Annotated in this window: 22 protein-coding genes; 7 read left to right on the forward strand and 15 right to left on the reverse strand. The window is 70.9% G+C overall.

All coding sequences use genetic code 11. The features are described from left to right. Positions 1-84 precede the first annotated feature (84 nt). From OG912_RS13585 to OG912_RS13600, 4 genes are all read left to right on the forward strand, one after another. Positions 85-1,194, forward strand: coding sequence for a citrate synthase 2 (locus tag OG912_RS13585; protein ID WP_326737930.1), 1,110 nt, complete (start codon positions 85-87; stop codon positions 1,192-1,194). A gap of 55 nt (positions 1,195-1,249) precedes the next feature. Further along, positions 1,250-1,486, forward strand: coding sequence for a FitA-like ribbon-helix-helix domain-containing protein (locus tag OG912_RS13590; RefSeq protein ID WP_327709548.1), 237 nt, complete (start codon positions 1,250-1,252; stop codon positions 1,484-1,486). Beyond that, complete coding sequence (locus OG912_RS13595; protein WP_327709549.1) at positions 1,483-1,887, forward strand: type II toxin-antitoxin system VapC family toxin; 405 nt, start codon at positions 1,483-1,485, stop codon at positions 1,885-1,887. The genes OG912_RS13590 and OG912_RS13595 overlap by 4 nt, the downstream gene beginning before the upstream one ends. Positions 1,888-2,109: 222 nt before the next feature. Further along, positions 2,110-2,769 (forward strand): hypothetical protein, encoded by a 660-nt coding sequence (locus OG912_RS13600; RefSeq protein WP_327709550.1) that lies wholly within the window; start codon positions 2,110-2,112, stop codon positions 2,767-2,769. Between the two features lie 76 nt (positions 2,770-2,845). On the opposite strand, the gene OG912_RS13605 is transcribed toward OG912_RS13600, so the two are convergent. Genes OG912_RS13605 through OG912_RS13615 form a run of 3 tightly spaced genes read right to left on the reverse strand, consistent with a single transcriptional unit; the run spans position 2,846 to position 4,470 of the window. Beyond that, positions 2,846-3,433, reverse strand: coding sequence for a hypothetical protein (locus OG912_RS13605; protein WP_327709551.1), 588 nt, complete (start codon positions 3,431-3,433; stop codon positions 2,846-2,848). Between the two features lie 15 nt (positions 3,434-3,448). Beyond that, entirely contained in the window at positions 3,449-3,688 is a 240-nt protein-coding gene (locus OG912_RS13610) for a DUF397 domain-containing protein (RefSeq protein ID WP_327709552.1), read from the reverse strand. Further along, positions 3,685-4,470 carry a helix-turn-helix domain-containing protein gene (locus OG912_RS13615; protein ID WP_327709553.1) on the reverse strand — a complete coding sequence of 262 codons (786 nt, stop codon included), beginning with the start codon at positions 4,468-4,470 and terminating at the stop codon, positions 3,685-3,687. The genes OG912_RS13610 and OG912_RS13615 overlap by 4 nt, the downstream gene beginning before the upstream one ends. Before the next feature lie 498 nt (positions 4,471-4,968). On the opposite strand from OG912_RS13615, the gene OG912_RS13620 reads away from it, so the two are divergent. Further along, positions 4,969-5,928, forward strand: a complete 960-nt coding sequence (locus tag OG912_RS13620; RefSeq protein ID WP_327709554.1) for a MarR family transcriptional regulator — start codon at positions 4,969-4,971, stop codon at positions 5,926-5,928. 30 nt (positions 5,929-5,958) lie between these two features. Here the strand turns inward: OG912_RS13620 and OG912_RS13625 are convergent, their stop codons facing one another. Continuing rightward, on the reverse strand, positions 5,959-6,462 hold the full coding sequence (locus OG912_RS13625; protein ID WP_327709555.1) for a GNAT family N-acetyltransferase: 504 nt from the start codon (positions 6,460-6,462) through the stop codon (positions 5,959-5,961). Between the two features lie 52 nt (positions 6,463-6,514). Continuing rightward, positions 6,515-7,057, reverse strand: a complete 543-nt coding sequence (locus tag OG912_RS13630; RefSeq protein WP_327709556.1) for a GNAT family N-acetyltransferase — start codon at positions 7,055-7,057, stop codon at positions 6,515-6,517. 152 nt (positions 7,058-7,209) lie between these two features. Here OG912_RS13630 and OG912_RS13635 point away from each other — a divergent pair, with 152 nt between their 5' ends. After that, entirely contained in the window at positions 7,210-8,490 is a 1,281-nt protein-coding gene (locus OG912_RS13635; RefSeq protein WP_327709557.1) for an AAA family ATPase, read from the forward strand. Continuing rightward, a complete protein-coding gene (locus OG912_RS13640) occupies positions 8,474-9,094 on the forward strand; it encodes an RloB family protein (RefSeq protein ID WP_327709558.1) in 621 nt (206 codons plus the stop codon). Before OG912_RS13635 ends, OG912_RS13640 begins: the two co-directional genes overlap by 17 nt. A 9-nt stretch (positions 9,095-9,103) precedes the next feature. On the opposite strand, the gene OG912_RS13645 is transcribed toward OG912_RS13640, so the two are convergent. From OG912_RS13645 to OG912_RS13690, 10 genes are all read right to left on the reverse strand, one after another. After that, positions 9,104-9,682 carry a TetR/AcrR family transcriptional regulator gene (locus tag OG912_RS13645; protein WP_327709559.1) on the reverse strand — a complete coding sequence of 193 codons (579 nt, stop codon included), beginning with the start codon at positions 9,680-9,682 and terminating at the stop codon, positions 9,104-9,106. After that, on the reverse strand, positions 9,670-10,404 hold the full coding sequence (locus OG912_RS13650; RefSeq protein WP_327709560.1) for an enoyl-CoA hydratase family protein: 735 nt from the start codon (positions 10,402-10,404) through the stop codon (positions 9,670-9,672). The genes OG912_RS13645 and OG912_RS13650 overlap by 13 nt, the downstream gene beginning before the upstream one ends. Beyond that, a complete protein-coding gene (locus OG912_RS13655) occupies positions 10,401-11,975 on the reverse strand; it encodes a 4-coumarate--CoA ligase family protein (protein ID WP_327713422.1) in 1,575 nt (524 codons plus the stop codon). Before OG912_RS13655 ends, OG912_RS13650 begins: the two co-directional genes overlap by 4 nt. A 348-nt stretch (positions 11,976-12,323) precedes the next feature. Beyond that, positions 12,324-13,484 (reverse strand): acyl-CoA dehydrogenase family protein, encoded by a 1,161-nt coding sequence (locus OG912_RS13660; RefSeq protein WP_327709561.1) that lies wholly within the window; start codon positions 13,482-13,484, stop codon positions 12,324-12,326. Then, positions 13,481-15,424, reverse strand: coding sequence for an acetyl/propionyl/methylcrotonyl-CoA carboxylase subunit alpha (locus OG912_RS13665; protein WP_327709562.1), 1,944 nt, complete (start codon positions 15,422-15,424; stop codon positions 13,481-13,483). The genes OG912_RS13660 and OG912_RS13665 overlap by 4 nt, the downstream gene beginning before the upstream one ends. Before the next feature lie 11 nt (positions 15,425-15,435). Continuing rightward, positions 15,436-17,034, reverse strand: coding sequence for an acyl-CoA carboxylase subunit beta (locus OG912_RS13670; RefSeq protein WP_327709563.1), 1,599 nt, complete (start codon positions 17,032-17,034; stop codon positions 15,436-15,438). Then, a complete protein-coding gene (locus OG912_RS13675; protein WP_327709564.1) occupies positions 17,031-18,743 on the reverse strand; it encodes an acyclic terpene utilization AtuA family protein in 1,713 nt (570 codons plus the stop codon). Before OG912_RS13675 ends, OG912_RS13670 begins: the two co-directional genes overlap by 4 nt. Next, positions 18,740-19,534 (reverse strand): TIGR03084 family metal-binding protein, encoded by a 795-nt coding sequence (locus OG912_RS13680; protein ID WP_327709565.1) that lies wholly within the window; start codon positions 19,532-19,534, stop codon positions 18,740-18,742. Before OG912_RS13680 ends, OG912_RS13675 begins: the two co-directional genes overlap by 4 nt. 175 nt (positions 19,535-19,709) lie before the next feature. After that, positions 19,710-20,228 carry a DinB family protein gene (locus OG912_RS13685; protein ID WP_327709566.1) on the reverse strand — a complete coding sequence of 173 codons (519 nt, stop codon included), beginning with the start codon at positions 20,226-20,228 and terminating at the stop codon, positions 19,710-19,712. 88 nt (positions 20,229-20,316) lie between these two features. Further along, positions 20,317-21,270 carry an EamA family transporter gene (locus tag OG912_RS13690; protein ID WP_327709567.1) on the reverse strand — a complete coding sequence of 318 codons (954 nt, stop codon included), beginning with the start codon at positions 21,268-21,270 and terminating at the stop codon, positions 20,317-20,319. Between the last annotated feature and the right edge of the window lie 127 nt (positions 21,271-21,397).

Here is a 21,397-nt window from a genome sequence, read left to right on the forward strand (position 1 = left end):
CGCTTCCCGGTCACGTCGGAACCCGCCAGTATCTGGGGTGGGCCCTGGGGCCCGCCCGCAGCCGCCGACCGAGGGAGCCGCCTGATGTCCGACTTCGTACCCGGACTCGAAGGAGTCGTCGCGTTCGAAACGGAGATCGCCGAACCCGACAAGGAAGGCGGTTCGCTGCGGTACCGAGGCGTCGACATCGAGGATCTCGTCGGCCAGGTGTCGTTCGGCAACGTGTGGGGCCTGCTGGTCGACGGGGCGTTCAGTCCCGGCCTGCCGCCCGCCGAGCCGTTCCCGATCCCGGTGCACTCCGGTGACATCAGGGTCGACGTCCAGTCCGCCCTGGCGATGCTCGCACCCGTGTGGGGCCTGAAGCCGCTGCTGGACATCGACGAGGAGACCGCCCGCAACAACCTGGCGCGGGCCGCCGTCATGGCGCTGTCCTACGTCGCGCAGTCCGCGCGCGGACAGGGCCGGCCGATGGTCCCGCAGAGCGAGATCGACAAGGCCGGATCCGTGGTCGAACGGTTCATGATCCGCTGGCGCGGCGAGCCGGACCCCCGGCATGTGAAGGCCGTCGACGCGTACTGGACCTCGGCCGCCGAGCACGGCATGAACGCCTCGACGTTCACCGCCCGCGTCATCGCCTCCACCGGCGCCGACGTGGCCGCCGCACTGTCCGGCGCGGTGGGCGCCATGTCCGGCCCGCTGCACGGCGGTGCGCCGTCCCGCGTCCTCGGCATGATCGAGGAGATCGAACGGACCGGGGACGCCACCGCATACGTGAAGAAGGCCCTGGACAAGGGCGAGCGGCTGATGGGCTTCGGCCACCGCGTCTACCGCGCCGAGGACCCCCGCGCACGGGTGCTGCGCCGCACGGCGGAGGAGCTGGGCGCACCCCGGTTCGAGGTGGCGCAGGCGCTGGAGAAGGCCGCTCTGGAGGAGCTGCACGCACGGCGCCCGGACCGCGTGCTGGCGACGAACGTGGAGTTCTGGGCGGCGATCATGCTGGACTTCGCGGAGGTCCCGGCGCACATGTTCACGTCGATGTTCACGTGTGCGCGTACGGCGGGCTGGTCGGCGCACATCCTGGAGCAGAAGCGGACGGGCCGCCTGGTGCGGCCGTCGGCGAAGTACATCGGCCCGGGGACGCGCAGCCCGCGGGAGATCCCGGGATTCGATCAGCTGGCGGACCTGGGGAACTGACCGAACCGGGACGGAAGCGGATCCGAACCGCTTGCGATGGGACTAAAATGCTTGCATGGCAGTCATTCATGTACGCGAGGTTCCGGACGAAACAGTCACCACGCTCAAGGTCCGCGCAGCCCGGTCCGGCCAGTCGCTACAGGCGTACCTCCTCCAGCTGCTGACAGGTGAGGCCGCACTGTTGACCCCCGAGGAGGCCGCCGAGCAGGCCCGCGCCATAGCCGCGCGTGGGCAGGTCACCGCCGACGACATCTCGGAGGCCATCGGCCAAATGCGCGAGGCCCGTGGATGACCGTCCTGGTACTGGACACATCCGCCCTGGTGGAGTTCCTCGTGGGCTCGGACGCTCTTGCCGAGCGCGTCCGAGCCCACACGACAGGGTGCCGCCTGGCAGCACCGCACGCGGTGGACCTGGAATGCGTGTCGGTGCTGCGCAGGCTGGCCCACGCCAAGAAACTCCCCGAGGACGAAGCGGCCCGTGCGATCGACCTGCTCGGCCGCATGCAACTGCACCGGTACGACCACGCGCCGCTGCTCCCGCGCATCTGGCAGCTACGTCACAACATGTGGCCCTATGACGCTGCCTACGTAGCCCTCGCCGAGACCCTCGGCGCCGAACTGGTCACGGTTGACCGCAAGTTCGCCCAAACCCCCGGCCCTTATTGCGCGGTGCGCAACCTGCGCGACGACTGACACCCGACGGACCGAACGGGTGCGCCCGGCTGACGGCCGGCACCGTCGCGCGGCCCGTCCGAGGGCATGAAGGCCGCCGTAACCAGGAGCCACGCCCCGCCGAGCCGTGCCGCACCCGTCGCATTCCTGTGGCACGCCTGTGTCATTCCCGCCTCAACCTGAGATGCGTCATGAACGTTCCGGCTGTCGCACGAGACAGCCCTCACTGCCAGTTAGGTCAAAATGACGCACAAGGGACGCATCATCTCCGCCGTCGCCCTCACCGCCCTCGGGCTCGGGCTCACGGCCTGCAATGACGGCGAGGACTCGTCATCGGCGCAGGAGTCGCCCTCGGCCTCCGCCCCGGCATCGTCCGACCCGGCATCGGCCGACCCGACCAGCGAGAGCCCGTCCGCGGACCCCAGCGACGACGCCCCCGCTCCGGCCGGAGGCGACGTCGCCACACCGGGCACGGAGCTCAAGATCGGTGACCGGGCGATTCTGCCGTTCAAGTACGGGACCGAGAAGAAGGGCACCGTCGCCGTGACCGTCACGGCGATCGAGAAGGGCGCCGAGGCCGACATGGCCGCGTTCGGCGCGAAGGCCAAGGGCATGACGCCGTACTACATCCGGATGAAGGTCGAGAACGTCGGCGGCACCGACCTGGCGTACTCGTCGCTGCGGCTGCGCGGCAAGCTGGAAGGCGGCGCCCCCACGGGCGTCATCCTGATCGGCGACCTCCCGGGCAAGTGCGACAACGAGTCGGCACCGCGCGAGTTCACCACCAAGGGCGCCTCGTACGAGACCTGCTCGCTCAGCGCCACGAAGACCGACCCCATCGCGGCCGCCTCGTTCGAGGAGGGTGACGCGTACAGCGACAGCCCGGTCATCTGGACCAACTGACCCCCGTTCCCGTGTCCGCGCGCCGGGCATCTCGTCCTTGACGACATGCCCGGCCGACGGCCGGCCGCTTGCGGGTCTACAACTTTCCGGCGAGGAGCACGGTGCGGTGGCCGCCGAGTCTGCGGCCGACCTCCCGGGTGAAGCCGGAGGTGAGCTCCGCCCAGCCCCAGAACGTGAAGCCGAGCTGCCCGCACGCGTAGTAGTCGTCCTCCCAGCTCCACCGGTCGATACCGGAGGAGCCTCCGCAGGACGGGCAGTGCACGATCCCTTCGCCACCGCCCTCGGCCCAGTCCTGGAACCGCCCCTTGAAGGGATCCCAGGCGGACTCGATCGGCTCCCACACCTCGTCGACCAGCCGGATCTCGGTCCGGCAGAGCGGGCAGGTGGCCGCGCCCGCGTCTCCCTGGCCGCTGTCGAAGACCGTACGGCCGGTCTGGACGTGGAGCCCGTTGGACCACAGGTCGACCGGGTCCGGGTCCTCGACGGCCTTGGTGAAGTGCGGGCCGGGGGCGTGACCGTACCCGTCACCGCCGAGGACGCAGTCGGTGCGCTCGGCGGCCACGATGCCTTCCGCGATCAGCCACTCCAGGACCCGGGCCCCGAGCTCCTGTGCGTCCCGCTCGGTGGCGTCGAGGTCGACGATCGTCTGGAAGTAGTCGCCCACGATTCCCCCGGCGCCTCAGCGGCCCACGTGCGCGGTGAAGGCGGCCCAGGCGGCGGGCGGCAGAGCAAGCGCCGGGCCCTCGGGGTTCTTGGAGTCACGGACGTGTACGGCGGCGGCGTGCGCGGCGACTTCGACGCACTGGCCGCCCTCGCTGCCGCTGTAGCTGGACTTCCGCCACTCGTAGGCGACTTCGAGGCACTGGCCGCCTTCGTCGCCGCTGTAGCTGGACTTGAACCACGCGCGTGCAGTGCTCATTGCTCTCCCAGCAGACGGTCCAACAGGCCCAAGGTGTCTTCGGGGCTGAGGGCCTGAGCTCGCAGCATCGCATATTTCTGGGACAGGATGCTGATCTCATCCGGGTCGGCGACGAGCAGGCTGCCGCGCTGCGTCTCGGAGTACGCGACGTGCTGATAGTCCGATGTTTCCAGCAGCGTGAACGGGCCGTCGAGCCCAGCATGGACCCGGTGGTTCAGCGGGAGAATCTGAAGGCTGACGCCGGAAAGCGTGGCGCACGTACGCAGATGACGGATCTGCTCCCTGTGCGCTTCCTCGTCGGTGAGTTGAAGTCTCACCACCGGCTCCCAGATGACGAAGCTGATCGTCGGCGGTTCGCTGCGGTGCAGGATCTCCTGGCGTTCCAGCCGGGAGGCGGTCTGGATCGCGATCTTCTCCTCGCTGAACACGGGAACCCTGTTACGGAAGACCGCCCGTGCGTAGACCTCGGTCTGGAGCAGTCCGGGCAGGACCTGGTTGTCGTACCAGGACAGGGCCAGGGCCGTCCGCTCCAGTTCCATGTACTGCTCGGCCCACGCCGGTACGAGATCGACCTCCGGCATGTGTTCCACCGCCGTGGCCAACGCGCCCTTCGTCTCCAGGAGTTCGTCCATCCGGCGCGCCAGATCGGGGAGGAGCGAGCGACGCCCCTGCTCGATGGAGGCGATCGTCTCCACCTGCACGTTCGTCAGGTCCGCGAGTTGCGCCTGGGTCAGACCTGCGGCCACGCGGAACACGCTGACCAGCTTGCCTACGAGCTTCATGGCCGACGCGTTCCTGCGCTGCCGATTCCTGGTGTGCATACGGTCCCCACTCCCCACCTGGAGCCGCACTTCACGCCTCGACGACCCGTACAAGAAATATGTACGAGCGGACGGGCGGCGCGACCGGCTCCCTTCCCGAAGCTCGGGGCTCGGGGCTCGGGGCTCGGGGCTCGGGGCTCGGGACCCGAGCTTCGAGAGGGTCCCGTCACTCATTCGAGGGATGGTGGGGCAGGCTCGGCCCGAGGCTTGAGACCCGAGACACGAGCGTCGAGATGCGAGCCCCGAGATTCGAGCGCCTTCTTTTAACCGGCCACGAAATACAGGGGGTTGGGAAATCCTCCCCGACCTCCCTGCCCCGTAACGGCGAGCAAGTACGACTAATGGTGACGGCTTGCGACGGAGCGTCGCGAGTGTTTACGGTGCGAGAACGCATCGACCCCGACGCGGTGTTGAACCACCGAGCCGGGGTCTGACCTCAAGATCGAAAAGAGCGATCCCGTGGCTGCCCAGCACTTTAGTCCCGCCCTGCCCGCGCCCGCAGTGGCGGCCCCGTACCCGATGGCCCAGCCCGGTTACGGCAAGCGTTCCACCCCGGACCAACTACCCGCCCGGCCCGATGACTTTGCCTTGCTCCCCCTGCGTGAGCGGTACATCGCCGGGTTCATCGAGCACCTCCCCGAGGGCGCGTCGATGAGCGTGAAGTGCCTCGCCAAGCAAATCCCGCTGTACGGCCAGCAGGCCATCGCCTCCGCCCTGACCGCCCTGTCCGTGGCCGGGCACCTGCGGCGCGTCCGGTGCGCGATCGGCGTCGGCGACGAGACGCGATGGGTGTTCCGCACCTTCTGGTCCCGTACCGCCCGCGACAACGAATGGTGGGCGAACCGCCTCACTCCGGGGGTGCCCCAGCCGGTGCAGACGCCCATGCCCGCCCCCGTACCGGAACCCACACCGCCTGCTGCCGTGCCCCCTCAGCGCCCGGCAGCGGCGCCCGCGCCCGCGCCGGAGGTTTCCACGCCCGCATACCTCGCCCTCGCCCGACTCGGCCACCTCGACGCGCGTCTCGCGCTCTCCGCAGACGACTGCACGGCCCTCGCAGAGCTGGCCGAGCGGTGGTTCGCGCGCGGCGTCAACGCCGACTACCTCACCAGCGCGCTCACCGCCGGACTGCCCGCCCAGGTCGACTCGCCCGTCGGCTTCGTCCGCTGCCGCCTCATCGACAAGCTCCCGCCCGCCCTGCCCACCGCGCCCACGCCGCCTCCCGTCGGAGCCGCCGTCCCGCACGTGATGATGGAGTGCACCGACTGCGGCGCCCCCGGCCCCGCCGAGGCGCTCCCCGACGGCCTCTGCCGCCCCTGTCGCCGGCCGAAGCCCCTCACCGGGCCCATGCCCGAGCCGCCCGTCGAGCGGGACATCACCGCACTCGTCGCCGGACTCCGTGACCTGCTCAAAGCGCCCTGAGGCAACCTCTCGACCCTGCCGTCCCCGACGTCACGGCAACGAGCGCTTGAGCCAGACCACTTCGCCGCTCTCCTCCGCGGAAACGCGGTCGCGGGCGAACCCGAGCTTCTCAAGTACACGGAACGACGGAGTGTTCCCTGCGTCGACGGTCGCCCCGAGCCGCTCCCGCCCGGTCGCCGCAGCGGCGTCGAGCACCGCACGGGCCGCCTCGGTGGCGTAGCCGTGGCCATGGACCCGCTGGAACAGCTCGTACGCGATCTCGGGCTCCTCCAGGGTGGAGCGGCCGATGATCAGTCCGCAGTAGCCGATGAAGTCGCCCTCGTCGCGGCGCTGGATGGGCAGGAGGGCGATCCCCGTCGTCTCCGTCGCGGTGAGCAGCTTCGCGATGAGTGCCCGGGTGTACTCAAGCGTGGACGTCCCCTCACCGCGTTCGGCGCGAAGGGCGCGGAGTTCAACGGCGTCCGACTCGGCCCACGGGCGCAGGATCAGCCGCTCGGTCTCCAGGTGGAACGGCATCGTCTCGTACACGGTCATGCCCCGCCCCAATCCCCTTCACGGACTCTCACGAACCACGCGTCCATTTCCGTCAGGGGCGGTTCAGCCCCCACGTCTGCAGGACGTACGGCCGCCCCTTCTCCTCCCCCTCGATCAGCGGCACGTCGAGAAGCCGGAAGCCCGTCTTCGTGGCCACCGCGACGCTGGACGCGTTCTCGGCCTCCAGCTCCAGGATCACCTGCTCCACACCCAGCTCCTCGAAGGCGTACGCCGCCATCACCCGCACCGCCCGCGCGGCCAGGCCCTGGCCCCGGTGGGCCGGGCCGACGGCGTAACCGAGCTCCGTGCCCTCGGGGGCGCGCCGCAGCATCACCTCGCCCAGTGCCGCGCCGCCGTCGGTGGTGATGGCGAGCAGGATGCTCGTGCCCTCTGCCCGCAGCTTCCGGGCCTTGTCCAGCCGGGCGCGGGAGGCGGCCTCGTCGAAGGGGGAGACGAGCGGTGTCCAGTACGCGGTGTCGGGGTGGTCGAACAGATCCGGCATCGCGGCCACGTCCGCCTCGGTCCAGTCGCGCAGGACCAGGCCCTCCCCCGTGAGCTCGATGCGGTCGGGAAAGGGTGACGTGGTGCTGGTCATGGTGCGGGGCCTCCCTGGCATGTGTTCGGGCGGAGAAAGCGTATCCGGGACACGCCTGAAGTCGATGAAATCGACCAGTATCGGTTGCCATCCCCAACATCGCGCGATTCACTTGCTCACATAAGCCTGAAATCACCGAGGGGAGGTCGCACATGCTGCTGAATTTCCGGGTGGCCAATCATCGTTCGATCCGCGAGGAACAGGAGCTCCAGCTCCACCCCGCCTACGACACCGACCGTCCTCCGGGTACGGACTGGGCCGCAGTTCCCGTGGTGGGTCTCTTCGGCGCCAACGCCGCCGGCAAGTCGAACCTTGTCGGAGCGCTGGAGTACATGGCCTCCATGGTCCTGAATTCGCATCGCGACGCGGAGCCCGGCGACGGCCTCACCCGTAGCGTGTTCCGCCTGGATGCCGCCGCATCCGACGAACCGTCCTGGTATGTGGTGGACCTCCTGTTGGACGGCGTCCGCTACACGTACGGCTTCAGCGTCGATGACGAGCGCGTGCTCGACGAATGGCTCTACAGCTACCCGCTCGGCAAGAAGCGCAAGATCTTCGAGCGCCCGGACGGCGAAGTGCAGCCGGGAGATTCGCAGGCCAAGCGCGAACTCGAACTGGTCGAGAACATCACCGAGCCCAACGTGCTGTTCCTGACCATGGCCGCACGTTCCAAGCAGGAGGACTTCCGCCCGGTCTACGACTGGTTCGCGACGGGTCTGCGGTTCGCCGAGGGCAGGACACGGATGCCACTGGGAGTCCCGACGGGGTCGAGCCGGGACGCTGCCGCCCTCCTGGCGCTCCTGCGCTCTGCCGACCTGGGGATCGAGGAGTACGGCATCGAGCGTCAGGTCATGGACGAGGACGCCCTGCACAGAATGTTCGGCGGGCCGCTGCTCCAGCAGGAACTCGCCAGACTGGAGGCAAGCGGGCCACGCGAGTTGTCGCGGACGTGGATCGGCCATCGCGGTCGCTCCGGCGTGGTCCGCATGGAACTGCATGAGGAGTCCGCCGGCACCAGAGCGCTACTGCGACAGGCTCCGCGGTTCCTGTCCGTGCTGCGCCAAGGGGGCACATTCATCGTCGACGAGATCGACTCCAGCCTTCACCCGCTGCTGACCACCCAGCTCATCGGGCTCTTCCAGGACCCGGAGACGAATCCGCGTGCCGCACAACTGATCTTCACCTCCCACGATGCCAGCCTGCTCGGCCGTGCGGACGGCGAGGACATTCTCAAGCGGGACCAGGTGTGGTTCGTGGAGAAGGACCGGTACGGGGAGACCCGTCTGATCGCCTTGTCGGAGTTCAAGCCCCGTACCGGAGAGAACCACGAGCGCCGGTATCTGGGCGGCAGCTACGGCGGGGTGCCCTTCATCGACGAGAGCTTCACCAAGGCGTTGGCGGCTCGGGGGGACGAACGTGGCGCGACAGCCTAAGCCTGGCGGCCGCAAGCGCCCCTCCTTCGAGTCCCGGCTCGATAGGAGATCGGGACTCCGCGCCGCCCGGCTGCGATTACTGGTCGTATGCGGCGCCGAAGTGACCGAGCACGCGTATGTGCAAGGGCTCAAGAACGCTGCCCGGAATCCGGCCGTTTCGGTCAAGATCGTCAAGCATCCGAAAGCGCCGTCCCAAGTCGTCGCGCATGCGGCGAAGCTCCTCGCCTCAGCCGCCGACGAGTACGACGAGGCGTGGTGCGTCCTGGACGTCGACGAGTTCACCGACCTCGATGAGGCCTTGCGCGAGGCCGGACGCCATGGCATTGGCGTCGCTCTGTCGAACCCGTGTTTCGAGGTGTGGTTGCTGCTGCACTTCACCGATCACCGCAAGCACGCAGGCTCCTACGACCAGCTCGTGCCGATCCTGAACAGACACACACCGGGCGGATACTCCAAGACGGGACTCGTCTTCCGCCACTACGAAGACGGCTGGCGCGAGGCGGTCCGCCGTGCGAAGAAGCTGGCTCCGGAGGGCAAGGAGCGCGAGGTCAACCCGTCCACAGGCATGTGGAAACTCGCGCTCGCCATCGGTGGTCCGGCGTAGCGGCAGCCCTCACCCCAGCGCCTCGTCGACCATCGCCGCCCACTGCGCCACGACCCTCCCCCGGCGCGCCCTGTCGTCGGTGAGGACGTTGGCGAGGCCCAGGCCGCGGGCCATGTCGAGGAGGCCCTGGACCGTTTCCCGTACGCCGGGGCGGGTTTCGTCGGCGTGCAGGAGGCCGACCGCGATGTGGTGGGTCTCGCGGCCCACTCGGGCTTCGAGTTCGGTGACGCGGGGGCGGAGCTGTTCCTCGTTGGAGGCGGCGACCCAGAGCTGGAGTGCGGCGCGGAACAGCGGGCCCGTGTAGAGGTCGACGAGGGCGGCGACGACGGCGGCGCGGTCCTGGTCGGGGACGGCGCGCAGGGCGGCGGAGCGTTCCTCGGCGACGTACTCGACGGCTGCGGTGAACAGGTCCTCGCGGGTGGGGAAGTGGTGCTGGGCCGCGCCGCGCGAGACACCGGCGCGTATCGCGACGACGGAGACGGTGGAGCCTGCCCAGCCGTGATCTGCGAGGCAGGCCACCGCGGCTTCCAGCAGCCGTTGGCGGGTGGCGCGGCTGCGGTCCTGCTTGGGTGGGGTCAGAGCCGCCATGCGGGGTCCCGTCGTTCCAGGAAGGCCGTCATCCCCTCCCGTGCCTCGTCGGAGGCGAAGAGCGCGGCGGAGCGGGCGATGAGGTCTTCGGCGTACTGGTCGAAAGTCTCCCGCACAGTAACCGTGACCAGCTCCTTCGATGCGGCCAGCCCCTGGGGCGAGGCCCTGCGCAGTCCGTCGAGTACCGGTAGGAGTGCCTTGTCCACGTCCTCGGCGGCGAGGGTGACCAGGCCGGTTCTGGCGGCTTCGGCCGCGTCGAAGCGTTCGCCCGTGAGGTAGTAGCGGGAGGCCGCGCGCGGGTCCAGGCGGGGCAGCAGGGGCAGGGAGATGACGGCGGGGGCCAGGCCGAGGCGGGATTCGGTGAGGGCGAAGGAGGAGTCGGGGCCCGCGGCCGAGATGTCGCAGGCCCCGAGGAGGCCGAGGCCGCCGGCCCGGACGTGGCCGGTGACCCGGGCGACGACCGGTTTGGGGAGCGTGATGATCTGCCGCAGGAGGGCGACGAAGGCGTGCGGGTCGGCCGGTGCCCTGAGGTCGGCGCCCGCGCAGAACGTGTTGCCGGTGTGGGTGAGGACCACCGCCCGCACGGTGTCGTCCGCCGCGCAGGCGTCGAGGGCAGCGGTCAACCCGGCCACGAGTGGTGCGCTCAGGGCGTTGCGGTTGGCCGGGGAGTCGAGCGTCAGGGTGGTGACGCCCCGGTCGTGGGTGGGTGGGGCGAGGGTCATGGCTGCTTCTCCCTGTCGCGCAGTTCGCGGCGCAGGATCTTGCCGGATGCGGCGCGCGGTACGGCGTCGATGAATTCGGCCTGACGGATCTTCTTGTACGGCGCTACGCGCTCGGCGACGTACGTCATGACGGCGTCGGCGGTGAGGTCCCGGGCGGCCGGCTGTCGTACGAGGAAGGCCTTCGGGATCTCGTTGCCGTCGGCGTCGTACACGCCGATGACCGCGGCGTCGGCGATCGAGGCGTGGGTGAGGAGGAGTGCTTCGAGTTCGGCGGGGGCGACCTGGTAGCCCTTGTACTTGATGAGTTCCTTGACCCGGTCGACTACGAAGAGCCAGCCGTCCGCGTCGACGCGTCCGACGTCGCCGGTGTGCACCCAGCCGTCGCCGTCGATCATGGCGTCGGTGTCTTCGGGGCGGCCCAGGTAGCCCTTCATCGTCTGGGGGCCGCGGATGAGGATCTCGCCGTCGGTGTCGATGCCGAGGTCCGTCCCCGGGTCCTCGATGGACGTGATGCGCATCTCGGTGCTGGGCAGCAGCTTCCCTACGGCGCCGGGGGGCGGGTTCTCGGCTTCGAGGGGTACGACGTGGGTGCCGGGCGAGAGTTCCGTCATGCCGTACGCCTGCCGTACGGGGGGCAGGCCGAGGCGGGCGGAGCAGGCGGCGGCCAGGTCGGCGTCCAGAGGCGCGGCGGCGCTGACGATGTACTCCAGCGAGGACAGGTCGTACTGGCCGACGGCCGGGTGCTTGGCGAGGGCCAGGACGATCGGCGGGGCCACGTACAGCCCGCCGATGCGGTGTTCCTGGATCACGCCGAGGAACTGGTCGAGGTCGAAGCGGGGCAGCACGACGACGGTGGCCCCGTAGCGCAGCGGGGCGTTCATCAGGGCGGTCAGCCCGTATATGTGGAAGAAGGGCAGGACGGCCAGGATGCTGTGGCCGGGCTCCATGGGGATGAAGGGGCGCAGCTGCTCCAGGTTGGTGCCGATGGAGCGGTGGGTGAGCATGACGCCCTTGGGGGCGCCGGTGGTCCCGGAGGAGTACGGGAGGGCGGCGATGTCCTCGGGGTCGAACTCGATCTCGGGTTCCGGGGCGGTGGAGCCCAGCATGTCGAGCACGGAGGTGTGGCCCTCGGCCTGGTCGCAGACGAAGATCTCCCGGATGCCGCCCGCGAGTTCGGCCGCCTGTCGGGCGACGTCGAGGAACAGGGACACGGTGACGATCCAGCGGGCGCCACTGTCCCCCAGCTGTTTGGCGAACTCCTCGGCGGTGGCCAGCGGGTGCACGGTGGTGACCGAGGCTCCGGCGCGGGTGGCCCCGTAGAAGACGGCGGGATAGGCGATCGTGTTGGGGCTGTGCAGGGCGAGGACGTCGCCCTTGCGCAGTCCCGCCTCGGCGAGGTGGGCGGCGATGCGGCGGTGGAAGGTGTCGAGCTGGGCGTACGTGACGGAGAGACCGTTGGTGCCGTCGATCAGGGCGACGGTGTCGCCGAAGGCCGCGGCGCCGCCGAGGACCGTTTCGTGGATGGGTGTGCCGAGGGCCGGAACGTCTTCGTACTCGCTGTGGAACACCATGGCGGTTCCCTTCGACGCGGGTACGGCCTGTCCGGCGTCCCGCCCTGGAGCAGCGGGGTCGCCGAGGGGCCGTGCGGTGGTGGGGAGGGTCAGCATCGCCTCTGCCGGCGGGGCGTGGGAAGGCCCGGAACGCCTCGGAATGCCTCGGAACGCCCCGGACGGCCTAGGGCGTGCTTTGAAAGTAGCGCCGTCCGCCCGAAGGGCGGGCCCGGCGGCGTCTGGTGCGTGCGATCGCAAGGCGCGGAAGTGGTCTCGTAGCGGAGCTACCAGGGCATTTCCGCAACGCCGCGAGCGTGCGTGCCAGGCGTCGCCGGGCAGGCGGGACTTTCAGAACACGCCCTGGCCCGGTCAGTACGACTTCGGCAGCCCCAGGGACTGGTGGGACACGTAGTTCAGGATCATCTCCCGGCTGACGGGCGCGATCCGCGCCACCCGGGACGCGGTGATCAGGGACCCGAGGCCGTACTCGCGGGTGAGGCCGTTGCCGCCGAGGGTGTGCACGGCCTGGTCGACGGCCCTGACGCAGGCCTCTCCGGCGGCGTACTTCGCCATGTTGGCGGCCTCGCCCGCGCCGATGTCGTCGCCGTCGTCGTAGAGCCGGGCGGCCTTCTGCATCATCAGGCGGGCGAGTTCGAGTTCGATGTGGGCCTGGGCCAGGGGGTGGGCGATGGCCTGGTGGGCGCCGATGGGCTCCTTCCACACCTGGCGGGTCTTCGCGTACTCCACCGCGCGGGCGAGGGCGTAGCGGCCCATGCCGATGCCGAAGGCCGCGGTCATGATGCGTTCGGGGTTGAGTCCGGCGAAGAGCTGGAGGAGTCCGGCGTCCTCCTCGCCCACGAGTGCGTCGGCGGGCAGGCGTACGTCGTCGAGGACGAGTTCGAACTGCTTCTCCGGGGCCTGGAGTTCCATGTCGATCTGCGACCGCTGGAAGCCGGGGGCCTCGCGCGGGACGATGAACAGGCAGGGCTTCAGCTTGCCGGTCCTGGCGTCCTCGGTGCGGCCGACGATGAGGGTGGCGTCGGCGATGTCGACGCCGGAGACGAAGACCTTGCGTCCGGTGAGGACCCATTCCTCGCCGTCGCGGCGGGCGGTGGTGGTGATCCGGTGGGAGTTGGAACCGGCGTCGGGCTCGGTGATGCCGAAGGCCATGGTGAGGCTGCCGTCGGCGAGGCCGGGGAGCCACTGCCTCTTCTGGTCGTCGGTGCCGAAACGGGCTATGACGGTGCCGCAGATGGCGGGTGAGACGACCATCATGAGGAGCGGGGAGCCCGCGGCCCCCAACTCCTCCAGAACGATGGAGAGTTCAGCCATCCCGCCGCCTCCGCCGCCGTGCTCCTCGGGCAGGTTCACGCCGAGGTAGCCGAGCTTGGCGGCTTCGGTCCACAGTTCCCGGGGGTGGGCTCCGTCGCGGATCACGGAGGTCATGTAGTCGCGCCCGTAACGCTTTCCGAGTGCGGCGACGGCGGCACGCAGGGCCTGGTGCTCTTCGGTTTCGAGGACGGTGCTCATGCGTTCGGTTCCTCCTGTGCGTCAGTGACGACGGCGAGCAGGGCGCCGACCTCCACCTGGAGGCCGGGTGCGGCATGCAGGGCGGTGAGGGTGCCGGAAGCCGGGGCGAGGATGCGGTGCTCCATCTTCATCGCCTCCAGCCAGATCAGCGGCTGCCCCGCCTCGACGGCCGCCCCGGCCGCGAGGCCGTCCGCGAGGCGGACGACGGTGCCGGGCATCGGGGCGAGCAGCGAGCCGGGCTCGGTGCGATCGGCGGGGTCGGTGAAGCGGGGCAGCGCGGTGAACGTGTACGAGCCGGTGGCGGTGTCCACGTACACCCGGTCGGCGCGGGCGGCGATGGCGAAGTGCCGGGTGACGCCGCCTGTTTCGAGGGTGACGCGGTCGGGGTGTGCGGTGACGAGCCGGGCGCCCTCGGCGGGCAGGAGGCCGTCGCGGGTGGTGCGGTAGGTGATGTCGTACTCGCGGCCGTCGGGTTCGCCGCGGTAGCACCTGAGCTGGGGCTGCGAGGCGATGTTGCGCCAGGCGCCGAAGCGGGCGACGCCGCCGGCGGTGGTGCGGCGGGCCGCTTCGGCGAGGGCCGCGGCGGTGGCCGCCAGCCGCTGGTCCGCCTCGTCCGCCTCGGTGGTCAGGGCTGCCAGGTGCCGGTCGTAGAAGCCGGTGTCGAGGCGGGCGGCGGCGAAGTCCGGGTGGCGCAGGGAGCGTACGAGCAGGTCGCGGTTGGTGACGGGGCCGTGGATGCGGGCGCGTTCCAGGGCGCGGGCCAGCAGGCGTACGGCTTCGGCGCGGGTGGGGGCGTGGGCGATGACCTTGGCGAGCATCGGGTCGTAGTGCACGCCGATGGTGTCGCCGCCGGTGTATCCGCTGTCCAGGCGCAGTCCCGGCTCGTCCGGTACGTCGAGTGCGAGCAGTGCTCCGGTCTGCGGCTGCCAGTCGCGGGCGGGGTCCTCGGCGTAGAGCCGGGCCTCGACTGCGTGTCCGGTGGGCTGCGGGGGTACGGGGGCGGGCAGGGGTTCGCCCTCCGCGGCCCGTAGTTGCAGGGCGACGAGATCGAGCCCGAACACGGCCTCGGTGACGGGGTGTTCGACCTGGAGGCGGGTGTTCATCTCCAGGAAGTACGGGCGGCCGTCGGCGGTGACCAGGAATTCGACGGTACCGGCGCCCCGGTAGCCGACGGCCCGCGCGGCGGCCGTCGCGGCATCGTGCAGCCCGTCCCGCAGTCCGTCGTCGAGGCCGGGCGCGGGGGCCTCCTCGATGACCTTCTGGTGGCGACGCTGGAGCGAGCAGTCGCGGGTGCCGAGCGCCCAGACGCCGTCATGCTCGTCGGCCATGATCTGGACCTCGACGTGCCGGCCGCGCTCCACGTACGGCTCGGCGAAGACCTCGCCGTCCCCGAAGGCGGACAGCGCCTCGGCCGCGGCTGCCGTCAACTCGCCCGGCAGATCAGCCAGTTCCCGTACGATCCGCATGCCACGCCCGCCGCCCCCGGCAGCCGCCTTCAGCAGCAGCGGCAGGTCCTCGGCGGTGGCGGTCGCCGGGTCGACGGGGGCGAGCAGCGGGACCCCGGCGGCGGCCATCAGCTGCTTGGCGCGGGTCTTGGACGCCATCAGTTCGATGGCCTTGACCGGCGGGCCGACCCAGACGAGTCCGGCGTCCTGCACGGCGGCGGCAAAGCCCGCGTTCTCGGAGAGGAAGCCGTACCCGGGGTGGACGGCGTCGGCACCGGACGCGAGGGCGGCGGCGACCACGAGATCGCCGCGCAGGTACGTGTCGGAGGGCGCAGCCCCCGGCAGCCGTACGGCGGTGTCGGCCTCCCGTACGTGCAGGGCGTCGGCGTCCGCGTCGGAGTACACGGCGACGGTGGCGATGCCGAGCGCGCGGCAGGTGCGGAAGATCCGGCAGGCGATCTCGCCCCGGTTGGCGACAAGGAGGGTGCTGATCATGTCGGTTCCTCTCACATCCGGAAGACGCCGAAGCCGCCGCGGGCGCCCTCGACCGGTGCGGTGTGGATGGCGGACAGGCACATCCCGAGGACGGTCCTGGTGTCGCGCGGGTCGATGACCCCGTCGTCGTACAGCCGCCCGGACAGGAACATCGGCAGGGACTCGGCCTCGATCTGCTGCTCGACCATGGCGCGCAGTCCGGCGTCCGCCTCGTCGTCGTACGGCCGGCCCTTCGCGGCGGCCGAGGCGCGGGCGACGATCGACAGCACCCCGGCCAGCTGCTGCGGCCCCATGACGGCGGACTTGCTGCTGGGCCAGGCGAACAGGAAGCGCGGGTCGTAGGCCCTGCCGCACATGCCGTAGTGACCTGCGCCGTAGGAGGCGCCCATCAGGACGGACAGGTGCGGGACCCTGGAGTTCGAGACCGCGTTGATCATCATCGCGCCGTGCTTGATGATGCCGCCCTGCTCGTATTCCTTGCCGACCATGTAGCCGGTGGTGTTGTGGAGGAAGAGCAGCGGGATGTCGCGCTGGTTGGCGAGCTGGATGAACTGGGCGGCCTTCTGCGACTCCTCGCTGAACAGCACGCCCTGGGCGTTGGCGAGGATGCCGACGGGGTAGCCGTGCAGCCGCGCCCAGCCGGTGACCAGGCTCGTCCCGTACAGCGGTTTGAACGCGTCGAAGTCCGAGCCGTCGACCAGCCGGGCGATGACCTCGCGCGGGTCGAAGGGCACCTTCAGATCGCCGGGCACGATGCCGATCAACTCGTCCTCGTCGTACTTGGGCGGCTCGGCGGGGCCAGGATCGGTGTGCGCCTTGCGCCAGTTGAGGCGGGCGACGATGCGGCGGGCCTGGAGCAGGGCGTCGTGCTCGTCGACGGCGAAGTGGTCGGCGAGACCGGAGGTGCGGGCGTGCATCTCGGCGCCGCCCAGCGATTCGTCGTCGCTCTCCTCGCCGGTGGCCATCTTCACCAGGGGCGGGCCGCCGAGGAAGACCTTGGACTGCTCCTTGATCATGACGGTGTGGTCGGACATTCCCGGGACGTACGCGCCTCCGGCGGTGGAGTTGCCGAAGACGACGGCCACGGTCGGGATACCGGCGGCCGACAGCCGGGTGATGTCACGGAAGAGCGCCCCGCCCGGGATGAAGATCTCCTTCTGGGACGGGAGATCGGCGCCGCCCGACTCCACCAGGCTGATGCATGGCAGCCGGTTGGCGAAGGCGATCTCGTTGGCCCGCAGGGCCTTCTTCAGCGTCCAGGGGTTGGAGGCGCCGCCGCGTACGGTCGGGTCGTTGGCGGTGATCAGGCACTCGACGCCCTCCACCACCCCGATCCCGGTGACCAGCGAGGCGCCGACCGCGTAGTCGCTGCCCCAGGCGGCGAGCGGCGACAGCTCCAGGAACGGGCTGTCCTCGTCGATCAGCAGCTCGATCCGTTCACGGGCGAGGAGCTTGCCGCGCTTGCGGTGCCGTTCGACGTACTTCTCACCGCCGCCTCCCAGCGCCGCCGTGTGCGCGGCGTCCAGCTCGGCGAGCTTGTCGAGCATGGCGGCCCGGTGGGCGGCGTATTCGGGGCTCGCGGTGTCGAGCCCGGTGGGCAGGACGGTCATGCGTGCACCTCCGGTGCGTCGGCACTGTCCAGCAGGGCCACGGGTATCTCCAGCCGGCGCGAGCGCAGCCACTCCCCCACGGCCTTGGCCTGCGGGTCGAAGCGGTGCTGGGCGGCGACGCCTTCGCCGAGGAGCCCGTGGACCGTGAAGTTCAGGGCGCGCAGGTTCGGCAGGACATGGCGTACGACGGTGAGGCCGGCGGTCTCCGGGAGGAGTGCGCGGAAGCGCTCGACGGTCAGCTCATGGGCCAGCCACCGCCAGGCCTCGTCGCTGCGGACCCACACCCCGACATTGGCGTCGCCGCCCTTGTCGCCGCTGCGGGCCCCCGCGACAAGCCCGAGGGGTGCGGTCCGGGTGGGTCCGGCGGCCAACGGCTCGGGCAGCTCGGGCTGTTCGACCTCGGCCAGGACCTGCGTACGCGCGGCCGGCTCCTGCGCCTCACGCCGCCCGTCGGGCAGCACGGCCACCTGCTCCACGTCCCCGGCCGGTACGTACCGCGCCTCGAACACCCCGTAGGGCGCGCCCTTTCCGGGCGGGGCGGTGACATGGAAGCCCGGGTAGCTGCCGAGCGCCAGCTCGATCGCGGCACCGGACAGGGCGCGCCCCACGGCGTCGGGATCCTGGTCGCGGACGACGAGCCGCAGCAGGGCGCTCGCGGTCTCCTCGGTGGCGGCATCGGCCCGGTCGGTACGGGCGAGCTCCCAGCGCACCTCGTCCGGCTGCCGCCCGGCCCGTGCGAAGGCGTCCGCGAACTGGTCCTGTACAAGCCGCGCTTTGGCCTCGATGTCGAGTCCGGTGACGACGAAGACGACCTCGTTCCGCCAGCCGCCGAGGCGGGTGAGCCCGGCCTTGAGCGTGGGCGGCCGGGCCTCGCCCTTCACCCCGGAGATCCTGACCCGGTCGGGGCCGTCGGGGGTCAGCCGTACGGTGTCGAGCCGGGCGGTGACGTCGGGGCCCGCGTACCGGGCGCCGCCGGTCTCGTACAGCAGCTGGGCGGTGACGGTGCCGAGGTCGACGACGCCGCCGGTGCCGTCGTGCTTGGTGATGACGCTCGCGCCGTCGGCGTGGATCTCGGCGACGGGAAAGCCGGGGCGGCGGATGTCGTGGCCGCGGAAGAAGGAGTAGTTCCCGCCGGTGGCCTGGGTGCCGCACTCCAGTACGTGCCCGGCGACGACGGCCCCGGCGAGCGCGTCGTGGTCCTCGGGCCCCCAGCCGAAGTGTGCGGCGGCGGGTCCGGTGACGAGGGCGGCGTCGGTGACCCTGCCGGTGACGACGACGTCGGCGCCGGCCCGCAGGCAGGCGGCGATGCCCGCCCCGCCGAGGTAGGCGTTGGCGGTGAGGTATCCGTCGGGGACGGGGAGGCTGTCGCCCTCGACGTGGGCGACGCGCACGGGCACGCCCACCTTCCCGGCCAGCTCGCGTACGGCGTCGGCCAGTCCTGCAGGGTTGAGGCCGCCCGCGTTGGCGACGATCTTCACCCCGCGCTCGTGGGCGAGGCCGAGGCCTTCCTCCAGCTGGCGCAGGAAGGTGGTGGCGTAGCCGCGTGCGGGGTCCTTGAGCCGGCTGCGGCCGAGGATGAGCATGGTCAGCTCGGCGAGGTAGTCGCCGGTGAGGACGTCGAGGGGGCCGCCGGTGAGCATCTCGCGCATGGCGTCGAAGCGGTCGCCGTAGAACCCGGAGGCGTTGCCGATCCGCAGCGGCGCGGTCACCGGCCCGCCTTCGGGGCGCGTCCCGCCCCGGCGGGCCCGGCGAAGGCCTGCGCGATGTCCAGCCAGGCGTCGGCGTCGGCGCCCTCGGCCCGGACGGCGAGGTCGTCGCGGTGGGCGCGCTGGGTGACCAGCAGGCAGAAGTCGTGCAGCGGGCCGGTGACACGCTGCGCGGCACCCTCGGGGCCGTAGGCGATCAACTCACCGTCCGGCCCGTCCAGTTCCACCCGGAACTCCTCTCCCGGCACCTGGATCCCCCGTACGAGGAAGGCGTAGTCCCGGGCCCGGACCCCGATCCGCGCGACGTGCCGCAGCCGGGCGGTGGGGGCGCGGGTCACCCCGAGGGCGTCGGCGACGTCCTGGCCGTGGGCCCAGGTCTCCATGAGCCGCCCGGTCGCCATGGAGGCCACGCTCATCGGCGGCCCGTACCAGGGGAACCGGGTCCCGGCGGGCGCCGCCCGCAGGGCTTCCTGGAGGCGCTCCCGGCCGGTGCGCCAGCGGACGAGGAGGGCTTCCGGGGCGTACGCGGTGACGACCTCCTCGGCGGCCCGGTCGACGAAGCCCTCGGGGTCCTTCATCGCCCTGGCGACCTCGTCGCCGAACCGCTCGGGCTCCGTGACGGAGAGCAGCGCGACCTCGTCGGTCCAGGAGAGATGGGCCACCTGATGGGCGACCGTCCAGCCGTCGGCGGGGGTCGCACCCGCCCATTGCGCGGCGTTGAGCCCGGCGACGAGCAGATCGAGCTCCCCGCTCTCGCTGCGCAGGTCGTCGAGCACGGCTGAGGCATCGGACACGGTGCGCTCCCCTCGGGGCGTGGCGGTGTGTCCCGGAGCCTGCCAGGGGAACAGAAAACAATCAAGCGTGCTTGCATTGTTCTCCGGCTTCTTCCGCCGGGCCCTGCGGCATGTGCGCAGCCGACTCCGGGGCACCGCGTCGACCGCCGATGGGCCGACGCCCCGCCCAACCCCGCTACTGCCCCTTCGACGCAGCCTCCGCCATCTTCGCCGTCGTGCTGGAGCCGTCCAGCGCCTCGCGGATGATGTCGGCGTGGCCGCTGTGGTGGGCGATCTCGCGGAAGATGTGCCACAGGACGCGGCGGACCGTCCACAGGACGGGCTCCGGGGGCGACCACGGGTACGCCGGCAGCGTGACCTCACGGTCGAGGTCGGTCTCCTCGCGTGCCGTACGGTCGAACGCCTCCGCCGCGGCGTGGAAGGCTTCCAGCAGCTCGGGCAACGTCTCGTCGTCGGTCATCCGGTTGCCGTCGGGGTCGAGGTCCGCCCAGTCGACCTTGGCGGGGGCGGTGCCCTCGACGACGTCCAGCCAGCTGCGCTGCACGAGCCCGAGGTGCTTCAGCAGTCCGCCGAGCGTCAGCTCGCTGACGGTCGTGCGGGTGCGTGCCTGTGCGTCGTCGAGGTTCGCGACGGTGTAGAGAAAATTGGTGCGCTGGTCGGTCGCGAGCGCGATCAGATCGTCGCTTTCCGGCATGTTTTCCTCCAGGTCGGATATCGCGCCCACCCTAAGATCGAACTCCCGGGCGTGCAGCCGGAACCGCGGCATCCGTCCTCTCGGCTTCTCAGCGCTTTCCGGCGCCCCGCACCTGACTGCGTACCGCACCCATGCTCGCGCCGATGACGAGCGCGATGGCCAGGGCGTCCGTCGTGGAGAGGGCCTGGTCGAGGATGAGGAATCCGGCGGCGGCGGCGATCGCGGGTTCCAGGCTCATCAGGATCGCGAAGGTGGGTGCGGGCAGTCTGCGCAGCGCCATGAGTTCGAGGGTGTACGGGAGGACCGAGCTCAGCAGCGCGACGGCGGCGCCGAGGCCGAGTGTGGACGGGACCAGGAGTTTCGAGCCCGACTCCATGATGCCGAGCGGCAGGGAGAGGACCGCGGCCACCACCATCGCCATGGCCAGCCCGTCGGCCTGTGGGAAGCGGCGGCCGGTGCGGGCGCTGAAGACGATGTATGCCGCCCACATGACACCCGCCCCGAGGGCGTACGCGGCACCGACCGGATCGAGCCGGTCGAAGCCCCCGCCGCTCAGCAGCAGCACGCCGCCCAGCGCGAGCGCGGCCCAGAGCACGTTGACGAGGCGGCGTGAGGCGAACACCGAGAGGGCGAGCGGGCCCAGCACCTCCAGGGTCACGGCGGCACCGAGCGGGATGCGGTCGGCGGCCTGGTAGAAGAGCGTGTTCATGCCCGCCATCGCGATGCCGAAGGCCACCACCGTGCCCCAGTCGGCGCGCGAGTGGCCACGCAGCTTCGGGCGGCAGACCACGAGCAGGACGAGGGCCGCGACGGCGAGCCGCAGCGTGACCACACCGAGCGCGCCGGCCTTCGGCATCAGCAGCACCGCGACCGCCGAGCCGAACTGGACGGAGAGCCCGCCCGCGACCACCAGCGCGACCGGGGCGAGCGCCGCCCTGCGCCCTCCGGCGCGGGTGGGACCGCCCTGCTCACCGAGGGCGGCGACCGCCTCGGGGACGGCGACTGCTGCGGCCGGTTCTGCGGCGGTGCCCTGGTTGTTCACCTGTGGCCTGACTTTCTGACGTTTCGCGCGTACGGGTCGCGAGGAGCGACAGTGCAACACAATGCACTGGTGAATTGAAGATACTGCACTCACTTCGTGCGGCACATCTCTCCACCGTAGGGACCTG

Origin of the sequence: Streptomyces sp. NBC_00464 (assembly GCF_036013915.1) — a bacterium.
Lineage (GTDB): Bacteria > Actinomycetota > Actinomycetes > Streptomycetales > Streptomycetaceae > Streptomyces.

What these genes read in the sequence shown, in the direction of transcription:
- OG912_RS13585 (WP_326737930.1), top strand. Translation starts at nt 85, where the DNA reads ATGTCCGACTTCGTACCCGGACTCGAAGGAGTCGTCGCGTTCGAAACG.
- OG912_RS13590 (WP_327709548.1), top strand. Translation starts at nt 1,250, where the DNA reads ATGGCAGTCATTCATGTACGCGAGGTTCCGGACGAAACAGTCACCACG.
- OG912_RS13595 (WP_327709549.1), top strand. Translation starts at nt 1,483, where the DNA reads ATGACCGTCCTGGTACTGGACACATCCGCCCTGGTGGAGTTCCTCGTG.
- OG912_RS13600 (WP_327709550.1), top strand. Translation starts at nt 2,110, where the DNA reads ATGACGCACAAGGGACGCATCATCTCCGCCGTCGCCCTCACCGCCCTC.
- OG912_RS13610 (WP_327709552.1), bottom strand. Translation starts at nt 3,688, where the DNA reads ATGAGCACTGCACGCGCGTGGTTCAAGTCCAGCTACAGCGGCGACGAA.
- OG912_RS13615 (WP_327709553.1), bottom strand. Translation starts at nt 4,470, where the DNA reads ATGAAGCTCGTAGGCAAGCTGGTCAGCGTGTTCCGCGTGGCCGCAGGT.
- OG912_RS13625 (WP_327709555.1), bottom strand. Translation starts at nt 6,462, where the DNA reads ATGACCGTGTACGAGACGATGCCGTTCCACCTGGAGACCGAGCGGCTG.
- OG912_RS13630 (WP_327709556.1), bottom strand. Translation starts at nt 7,057, where the DNA reads ATGACCAGCACCACGTCACCCTTTCCCGACCGCATCGAGCTCACGGGG.
- OG912_RS13635 (WP_327709557.1), top strand. Translation starts at nt 7,210, where the DNA reads ATGCTGCTGAATTTCCGGGTGGCCAATCATCGTTCGATCCGCGAGGAA.
- OG912_RS13645 (WP_327709559.1), bottom strand. Translation starts at nt 9,682, where the DNA reads ATGGCGGCTCTGACCCCACCCAAGCAGGACCGCAGCCGCGCCACCCGC.
- OG912_RS13650 (WP_327709560.1), bottom strand. Translation starts at nt 10,404, where the DNA reads ATGACCCTCGCCCCACCCACCCACGACCGGGGCGTCACCACCCTGACG.
- OG912_RS13655 (WP_327713422.1), bottom strand. Translation starts at nt 11,975, where the DNA reads ATGGTGTTCCACAGCGAGTACGAAGACGTTCCGGCCCTCGGCACACCC.
- OG912_RS13660 (WP_327709561.1), bottom strand. Translation starts at nt 13,484, where the DNA reads ATGAGCACCGTCCTCGAAACCGAAGAGCACCAGGCCCTGCGTGCCGCC.
- OG912_RS13665 (WP_327709562.1), bottom strand. Translation starts at nt 15,424, where the DNA reads ATGATCAGCACCCTCCTTGTCGCCAACCGGGGCGAGATCGCCTGCCGG.
- OG912_RS13670 (WP_327709563.1), bottom strand. Translation starts at nt 17,034, where the DNA reads ATGACCGTCCTGCCCACCGGGCTCGACACCGCGAGCCCCGAATACGCC.
- OG912_RS13685 (WP_327709566.1), bottom strand. Translation starts at nt 20,228, where the DNA reads ATGCCGGAAAGCGACGATCTGATCGCGCTCGCGACCGACCAGCGCACC.